The sequence below is a fragment of the Flavobacterium fluviatile genome, from assembly GCF_010645065.1.
Classification (GTDB): Bacteria; Bacteroidota; Bacteroidia; order Flavobacteriales; family Flavobacteriaceae; genus Flavobacterium; species Flavobacterium fluviatile.
Window position 1 is genome coordinate 20,185 of record NZ_JAADZW010000034.1, and the last position, 7,046, is coordinate 27,230.

Genomic DNA, 7,046 nt, shown 5'->3' on the forward strand with positions numbered 1-7,046 from the left:
TTATCAGAGTGTTTTTTATTTTTAATGAAAGGTATAATAACAATCCAAATTAAAAATTTAACTTTCAATCAATTAATACTACCTTTGCAACTCAAATAATTAAAATGAGATTACACAGAAATTTAGTTTATACTACCATCGATTCTTTGAACGCTATTTTCAATGAAGGAGAATATGCCGACAAAGTGGTAGCCAGAGCATTAAAAAAAGACAAACGTTGGGGGAGTTCTGACAGGAAGTTTGTTGCTGAAACGATATACGAAATTGTTCGCTGGAAACGCTTATATGCTGAGATTGCCGAAGTTAAAGAGCCCTACGACAGAGATAATTTGTGGAGGATGTTTGCGGTTTGGGCAGTTTTAAGAGGATATCCAATTCCGGACTGGAGACAACTGGAAGGAACACCTGAAAGAAAAATAAAAGGGCGTTTTGACGAACTTTCAAAAGTAAGGGCTTTAAAAGAATCGATTCCTGACTGGATGGATGAATTAGGTGTAAAAGAATTGGGCGAAAAAGTCTGGGCAAAGGAAATAGCAGCTCAAAACCAGCCTGCAAAAGTTATTTTAAGAACCAATACGCTCAAAGGCACGAAAGAAAGCCTTAGAAACACTTTGATGGATTTAAATATCGAGACAGAATATTTAAAAGATCAGCCTGAAGCTTTGGTTTTGAAAGAAAGAGCGAATGTGTTTTTAACAGACGCTTTTAAACAAGGGCTTTTTGAGGTTCAGGATGCGAACTCACAATTGGTAGCAGGTTTTCTTGATGTAAAACCAGGAATGCGTGTTGTCGATACTTGTGCCGGTGCAGGAGGAAAAACATTGCATATTGCTTCTTTAATGGAAAACAAAGGGCAGCTGATTGCAATGGATTTATACGAAAGCAAACTCAAACAATTAAAATTAAGAGCCAAAAGAAACGGTGCTTTTAATATAGAATACCGTATTATAGACACAACAAAAGTGATTAAAAAACTGCATGAAAAAGCAGATCGTGTCTTAATAGACGCACCTTGCAGCGGATTAGGGGTTTTAAAAAGAAATCCCGATTCTAAATGGAAATTACAGCCTGAATTTATTGAAAATATTCGTAAAGTTCAGTCTGAGGTTTTAGAAAGTTATTCTAAAATTGTAAAACCGGGAGGGAAACTAGTATACGCAACATGTTCTGTTTTGCCTTCTGAAAATCAGGAACAAGTAGAGAAATTCCTTAAAACAGAAATAGGAAAAGAATTTACTTTTATTGAGGATCGTAAACTGTTGGCGTCAGATTCAGGATTCGACGGTTTTTATATGGCACTCTTAGAGCGCAAAAAATAAATTACTCAAATTCCAAAATTTCAAATCCCAAATTCCAGCTTTATAAAAAAAATGGAGTTTGGGATTTTTTAGATTTGAAATTTATATTTTGGTTTATCAGGCTAAAGTTGGTTTACGAAGCAGTTTTCCATTTTCATTTTCTTTGAATTCAGGAATAAAAACTATTTCTTTAGGCTTCTCATATTTGTCCAGGATATCAAAAAAATCTGCAGGGAAGTCTTTTTTTTCTCCTTCAACAACCAAAATAAGTTTCTCTCCCAGAACTGAATCGGGAATTCCTGTTACAAAAAATCTGGAGTTAATTTTGCCTGTCAGTTTTCCTTCAATCTGTTCAGGAATTAACTTTACTCCACCACTGTTAATTACATTGTCGATTCTTCCTAAAAAAGTGAATTGGTTTTCCTGAATTAATTCTACAAGGTCATTAGTAATAATTGGTTCTTCAGAGATCGCAGGTGTATTAATTACTAAGCATCCTCTATTGTCTGTAGTGATGTTTACATTTGGAAGGACAGTAAAAACTTTCTCACCTGTTTTTCTGGCTGCAATATGAGTAATGGTTTCCGTCATTCCATAAGTCTCATAAACTTCAGTTTTTAAAGGCAAAAGTTTCTCTTCCAGTTTAGTATCCATTTTAGCACCTCCAACTATTAGTTTTTTGACATTTTTTAAGGCTTCAATAGAATTTTGCACCTGCAAAGGTACCATTGCCACAAAATCATATACGGTTTTGTTTAATGCTAAAGGCTGCGTGGCAGGCTCTTTGATATCTAAGTCCAGTCCTAATATTAAACTTCTGACAAGCATCATTTTTCCGGCTACAAATTTCACAGGTAAACAAAGTAAGGCTTTGTCTCCTGGTTTTAAACCGAAGAAATCCCCTGTTGCCAATGCGGATTGTATCATGGCTTGCTTCTGTAGCCGAACTAATTTAGGAAGGCCAGTAGTACCAGATGTTTTCATCTCGATATACTCTTTCTCATCAAACCAGTCTAATAAAAATTCTCCTATTGCCTCTTCGTTAGGATTGCCTTCTTTGATAAAACTGTAAGCTACACTACGGAGTTCGTCTCCATTGAGGTGATGGCCGTTAATTTTAAAATAATTATGAACGTTTTTATGTGTTAATTGAATCATGACTTACTATTTTATTATTTCGGTTACTGTTATATCGCCTGTTAATTTTTCTTTCCAGTTTTTCCAATTGTATTTTTTGCTAAAAATAAAAAGCAAAACAGGGTAGATAATGACTATCGGAAAAATAACATCAAAACCTGCAGAAGGTTCAGATAAATCTATAAAGACAGAATGAGTTTGAAAAACAGACCAGTCAGAAGTTACCAGTAAAGCTCCTGTCAGGTTATTTGCGGCATGAAAACCAAGTGCTAATTCCATTCCTTCATCCATTAGCGTAATTACTCCTAAAAACAAACCGGTGCCAATATAATATAACATAATAATATTGCCCATTTTAGTTACTTCAGGGTTGAACCAATGCATAGAACCAAATATAAGCGAGGTTATTACTAATGGAAACCATCTGTTCTTGGCTAAGTTGGCAAATCCCTGCATGAGATAACCCCTGAAAACATACTCCTCAGTACTTGTTTGTATTGGAATCAGCACGGTTCCGATAACAACCAGAATCAAAAAAGGAATAGGTTTGAAATTCAAAATAAATTGTTCAGGCGATTGTAAATAAATAAACAAAAAGCTTATTATTGAAAATCCTGCCCATAATAAAAAGGAAAATAAAATGCGTTTAATATCTATTTCTCTTCTGGAGGTGGTAACGGATAAAATACTTTGATTATGAAGCTGTCTAACGACATAAAAAACTCCTGCTAAAGCAAATGCAAATGAAATCATAACCAATAATAAAGTAAGATTAGGTTCAAATATTTTCATGGCTGCCTCATTGTCAGAAGGAATTTCGGTTTTTTCTGTAAAACTTTTATAAAACAAAGCCACAGTAAAAGGAATCTGGCCAATAAATGAAGCTATTATTATAATAACAGAGCCTAAAATATACTTTTCAAAGCTATTTTCAGGCTTAATTCCCTGTTCTAAAAACATGTATTTAAAAATTTAAGATTAAAATTGAATTTGATAAGTAAATCTTATTTTTGGGATAGCTAAAATAACCTTTTTTAAACTCAATTATCTTACAACATTTTAAAAAAAAATTGAATGATACACATTTATCATAACCCCCGTTGCGGAAAATCAAGAACTTGTCTGGCTTTTATTGATGAAGCAAAACTGGAATATGAAATTATTCCCTATCTTAAAGAAACACCTTCATTTGAAGAGTTGGAAAATTTGATTGGCAAATTAAATTTAAAGCCCATTGAATTGGTGAGGACGAAGGAGAAAATCTGGATTGAAAATTATAAAGGAAAAACACTAACAGATTCAGAAGTTATTCAGGCCATGATTGATAATCCGGTTTTGATTGAGAGACCAATTGTAATTAAGGATGAAAAAGCGATTATTGGCCGGGATATAGATAGAGTAGCATCTTTTTTAGAAAGAATATAAAAAACCGCTATTAACATTTTTTTGTGATTTCTCCTTTTAAACCAAAACCTATATTTGCGGTCTAAAAAGAAAAAATACCAGAAAAAATAATGAAAAAAATCAGATTTGCCATACTGATCCTGTTACTATTTTCGGGATTATATAATTATGCGCAGCAACCCCCTTCAGGCCAGACCAAAGTAAAAATTAGCGGTAAAGTTTTGGAAAAAGTTTCCAAACAGCCACTCGAATATGCTACAATTTCTATCACGCCAGTAAATAATACTAAAGTAATTGCGGGCGGAATTACGAATCCGAAAGGGGAATTTGAAGTAGCTGTTGCGCCTGGTAATTACGATATAAAAATTGAATTCATCTCATTTAAGTCAACTGATATAAAGGGAAAAAATATTTCTGGTGATATAAATCTGGGAGTGATAAATCTGTCTGAGGACGCAGCACAACTGAATGAAGTTGTGGTTCGTGCCGAAAAGTCAACTGTTGAAATTAAATTAGACAAAAAAGTTTACAACGTTGGTCAGGATATGATTGTAAAAGGAGGAACGGTAAGCGATGTATTAGAAAACGTACCTTCTGTTTCAGTAGATGTTGAAGGGAATGTAAGTTTACGCGGAAATGAAAATGTCCGAATTTTTATAGACGGACGTCCTTCAAACGCATTAAATATGGCGGAAGCTTTACGACAAATTCCGGCAGACGCCATCGATAAAGTAGAAGTAATTACAAATCCATCTGCGCGTTATGACGCTGAGGGTGGGGCAGGTATCCTGAATATTGTTTTGAAAAAAGGTAAAAACTTAGGTTTCAACGGAAGTTTCATTATTTCAGGCGGAATTCCTGAAACGTACGGAGCGAGTGCCAATCTGAACTTCAAAACAGAGAAAGTAAACTTTTTTACTTCTACAGGATACGACTACAGAACCAGTCAGGGGGCAGGGATTACAAATTCTACCAATATCGATAATAGTGATAAGAATAATCCTGAAATTATTGGTTACACAGATGAAGACAAGGAAACGGAACGTCTAAGAAAAGGAATATCGACAAAAACAGGACTGGAATGGACAATAGCACCAAATACGTATTGGACAAATGCTATTAGTTACAGAGATAACAGTGGCTCTAACAATGATTTGGTAAATTATAATTCCTTTGATCCGAATCGTGTTTTTACTTCAACAAGATATAGATTAAGCGAAGGTGATGATACAGGAAGGGATTTCGAATATTCATCTAATTTCCTGAAAAACTTTGATGATAAAGGTCATAAACTGACATTAGATTTTTCATATTCTACCGAGAAAGATTCGGATAATGCTTACATAACAGATGAGACAATTGGAAGCGGACAACCTCCAACTATTGACCAAACTTTTAATGATCAAAAACAGGAACAGTTACAGCTTCAGGCCGATTATGTGCTGCCATTGAAAAACGGGGGGCAGTTTGAAGCGGGTTATAAAGGGAACTTTAATTACATGGATAACGTGTATAGCGTTAACACTGATGATCAGGGAAATCCTATCGATGGGTACCTTTCTAATACTTTAGAGTACAATGAGCGTATCAACTCCTTTTATACACAATATGGTTTTAAGGTTAACAAATTCTCGTATCTGTTTGGGTTACGCTGGGAAGATACTGTTATCGATGTGAATTTATTGGATACTCAGAACTATAACACTAAAAAATATAATAATTTCTTTCCGAGTGCATTTGTCAATTATGAAATATCAGATGAGAGCAGTGTTTCTTTGAGTTACAGTAAGCGTTTGTCGAGACCACGTGGACGTTTCTTAAATCCCGCCACAAATTATTCCAGTAATATTAACTTGTTTAGGGGTAATCCTGATTTAGATCCTTCTTTTACTGATAAATTTGACTTAGGTTATTTAAAGCGTTGGGAAAAAGTGACATTTAGTACTTCCATGTTTTATGAATATACTACAGATGTATTTGCATTTGTCCGAAGTGAAACAGGTGAATATGTGGGGGATAACCCTGTAATTTTGAGCAGTCCAATTAACCTGGCAAAAGAGCAGCAGTTTGGTTTTGAGTTTACTTTAAACTATACTCCTTTTAAAATATGGAAAATCAACAGTAGCTTTAACCTTTCAGATATCAAAACGACAGGAAGCTATACTTATACCAATACCCAGAACAAAGAAATTTATACTAATTTAGACAATGAGACTTTCTCATGGTTTGGAAGAGTAAATTCGCGTTTGAATCTTCCATATAAAATTGACTGGCAATTGTCCGGAATGTATTTTGGACCAAGAAATACAGCTCAGGGAAAAAGTTTAGGTAATTACGTAGTCAATACTGCTTTCAGCAAAGATATTTTAAAAGAGAAGGCTACAATTGCTTTAAATGTGAGCGATCTTTTCAATTCCAGAAAAATGAAAAATGAAGTCAATCTGTCAAGTGTTAATTCTTACAGTGAATTTCAATGGAGAAAAAGGCAGATTAATTTGTCATTTACGTACAGGCTGAATATGAAGAAAACAGACAGGGATAAAAATGCACCAAAAAACAATGGTAATGGCGGTGAGGAAGGTGAATTTCAGGGGTAATTTAGTTTAACTCCCAAAATTTTTAAATTCCAAATTCCAATTTTTACAGTGGGAATTTGGAATTTCTTTTTTATTGCAATTTACTTTTTTGCCATAAAAAAAGGACTCGTTTTTACGGGTCCTTTTTTATGAAATCAATTAAATTAAATTGATTGTTCTTCTTGTCTTTTTTTGGCTCTCTTTTCTTTGTACATCTCCCAGCTAGCTCCCGTAACCCAATAAGATACGAAACCAACCAAGAAAAACATTAACCAAAACCCTATAGTTAGTATGGTTAAGAAAAGTAAAAAACCTAAGTACTGTGAAAATTCAAACATGTTTTCCGGAATTTTTGAATGTTACGACAAATGTAGCTTATATATCTTTCGCAGGCAATAAAAACCAAATCAATTTTTCTAAAAGGGCAATTATTGTTATATTTATACTCATTTTAAATAAGGGATTTGTTTAACGATCTCAAAGAAAGAATATGAGTGTTTTCAGGAGCTTATTCCTGCTGTCCGCTGTATCTTTTTGTTTTAAAAAAAAAAAACAAAAAGGATGCCGCTTCCATCAGGGCTCATATCTTTGACATAGATTAAAAATATGAAAATGTATCTTTGAAATACTA

5 protein-coding genes are annotated in these 7,046 nt (G+C 34.0%); 3 read left to right on the forward strand and 2 right to left on the reverse strand.

Translation table 11 applies throughout. The features are described from left to right. The first annotated feature begins 104 nt into the window (after nucleotides 1-104). Nucleotides 105-1,319 carry an RsmB/NOP family class I SAM-dependent RNA methyltransferase gene (locus GXM17_RS20060; RefSeq protein WP_163401303.1) on the forward strand — a complete coding sequence of 405 codons (1,215 nt, stop codon included), beginning with the start codon at nucleotides 105-107 and terminating at the stop codon, nucleotides 1,317-1,319. 96 nt (nucleotides 1,320-1,415) lie between these two features. Here the strand turns inward: GXM17_RS20060 and GXM17_RS20065 are convergent, their stop codons facing one another. Then, nucleotides 1,416-2,456 (reverse strand): AMP-binding protein, encoded by a 1,041-nt coding sequence (locus GXM17_RS20065; RefSeq protein ID WP_163401304.1) that lies wholly within the window; start codon nucleotides 2,454-2,456, stop codon nucleotides 1,416-1,418. A gap of 6 nt (nucleotides 2,457-2,462) precedes the next feature. Next, nucleotides 2,463-3,395, reverse strand: coding sequence for a CPBP family intramembrane glutamic endopeptidase (locus tag GXM17_RS20070; RefSeq protein WP_163401305.1), 933 nt, complete (start codon nucleotides 3,393-3,395; stop codon nucleotides 2,463-2,465). 114 nt (nucleotides 3,396-3,509) lie between these two features. Here GXM17_RS20070 and arsC point away from each other — a divergent pair, with 114 nt between their 5' ends. Together arsC and GXM17_RS20080 are read left to right on the forward strand one after the other, a co-directional pair. Further along, the gene (arsC, locus tag GXM17_RS20075; protein WP_163401306.1) at nucleotides 3,510-3,860 is read left to right on the forward strand and encodes an arsenate reductase (glutaredoxin); all 351 of its coding nucleotides are present in this window, start codon (nucleotides 3,510-3,512) and stop codon (nucleotides 3,858-3,860) included. A gap of 89 nt (nucleotides 3,861-3,949) precedes the next feature. Continuing rightward, nucleotides 3,950-6,436, forward strand: a complete 2,487-nt coding sequence (locus GXM17_RS20080) for a TonB-dependent receptor (RefSeq protein WP_163401307.1) — start codon at nucleotides 3,950-3,952, stop codon at nucleotides 6,434-6,436. The last annotated feature ends 610 nt before the right edge of the window (nucleotides 6,437-7,046 follow it).